A 1,439-nucleotide genomic window follows, 5' to 3' on the forward strand; every position below is an offset into this window, starting at 1 on the left:
AGGCAGAGTTATGTCGTCAAAATCAGATGACCTTAGAGATGGCCAGTGCGTTGGCAGCGTTAGAAGAGTTTCAGCCCATGAGTCAACAAGCGTTAGCCGATGCCGTTTTGACCGAACGAAGCGTTGCAAAGCGCATGGTCGATAACTTGGAAAAACGTGGTTTTGTGTGCGTTTCGAAGAGTGAGGCGAATAAAAGACTGAAAATGCTCAGTTTGACGAAAGAAGGTGAAGTAACGATTAAGAAAGTTCATCAAATAATGAGGAACTTACAGCGCGAGTTCTTCTCTTGTTTATCAGAAGATGAGTCGGCAGAGTTTTTTCGTTTGGTAAGGAAAATGACATTAGCCAATCATTCGTAAGCGTTTTCTCTGCGTTAAATCTAAGCCTTTTTGTAAAGCCTCAGCTATATTCTGAGGCTTTTTTATTTCATTTTTCAGATCAAACCGTACGATTTTAGAACCACAATACCGAACGTGCAGGTGACGGTTGAAAGCACGGTTGTCAAAGCAATAATGTTGGCTGCCAGTACCGCGTTTCCTCCCATTGAGCGGGCCATGACGTAACTCGCTGCCGCAACGGGTGAGGCGTTCATGAAGAATAAAATCCCCAATTCAATACCTCGAAAACCAACAAAATACGCGCCTAACGTGATCAACACTGGGGCGACAATCAACTTGTAACTGCTTGCAAACCAAGACGGGCCTTTTTCCTTTCTCATCAAACTAAAATCCAACGACCCGCCTGTACATAACAATGCGAGCGGCAACGTCATTTTCGACAGATAGTTACCCGCATCAATGACTACATTTGGAACCGGAATCGACAACAAGTAGAAAAGCATACCTAAAACGATGGAGATGATAAGCGGGTTCTTCGTCAGTGTTCTTCCCATCATTTTTGCTGCTTGAGAGGCAGACGTAGCGCCTTTGGGTGATAGGCAGATCACCGCTTGAACGTTGTAGATAAATGTGGTGATGGCGACATAAAGAGCAGCTAATGCGACACCCTGTGAACCATAAGCATTCGCAACGTATGCAATGCCGATAATGCCAGTGTTGGCGCGAAATCCACCTTGAATCAACACGCCCTGATCGGGAGAAGACTTAAACAGAACAGAAACGGACATGTAGGTGAAAATAAAAAACAGAATGCTCGCGACTACGCCGTAGTTGATGAAACCACTGGCGGCAGAAAAATCATGCTCAGAAGCCACAATACTGACAAACAACATGGCTGGCAGCGTGACCTTAAAAACCAGCTTAGAGCCTATTTCAATAAAGTTATCGTTGATGAGACCAAACCGTTTAAAGATAACGCCAAGCACCAACATTAAGCAGATGGGGCCGGTGATCGACAAAGAGAATTGCAACTGATGTAAAACAGAATCCATGTAAGTATCCGCAGCAAAAAAGAAAAAGTCATTATTGTTTCGCTATTAA

2 protein-coding genes are annotated in these 1,439 nt (G+C 44.1%); one reads left to right on the forward strand and one right to left on the reverse strand.

Annotated features, from left to right (window positions below; genetic code table 11):
• Positions 1-359 (forward strand): MarR family winged helix-turn-helix transcriptional regulator (locus R7P72_RS24330; protein WP_318110871.1); only part of this gene is annotated, 359 nt, incomplete at its 5' end.
• 74 nt (positions 360-433) lie between these two features.
• On the opposite strand, the gene R7P72_RS24335 is transcribed toward R7P72_RS24330, so the two are convergent.
• Positions 434-1,390, reverse strand: coding sequence for an AEC family transporter (locus R7P72_RS24335; protein ID WP_021449307.1), 957 nt, complete (start codon positions 1,388-1,390; stop codon positions 434-436).
• Positions 1,391-1,439 lie beyond the last annotated feature (49 nt).

This window comes from Vibrio sp. Vb0888, from assembly GCF_033338835.1.
In the GTDB taxonomy this organism is placed as follows: Bacteria; Pseudomonadota; Gammaproteobacteria; order Enterobacterales; family Vibrionaceae; genus Vibrio; species Vibrio alginolyticus.

Coding starts and splice junctions, on each gene's coding strand:
- R7P72_RS24335 (WP_021449307.1), bottom strand. CDS start 1,390: ATGGATTCTGTTTTACATCAGTTGCAATTCTCTTTGTCGATCACCGGC.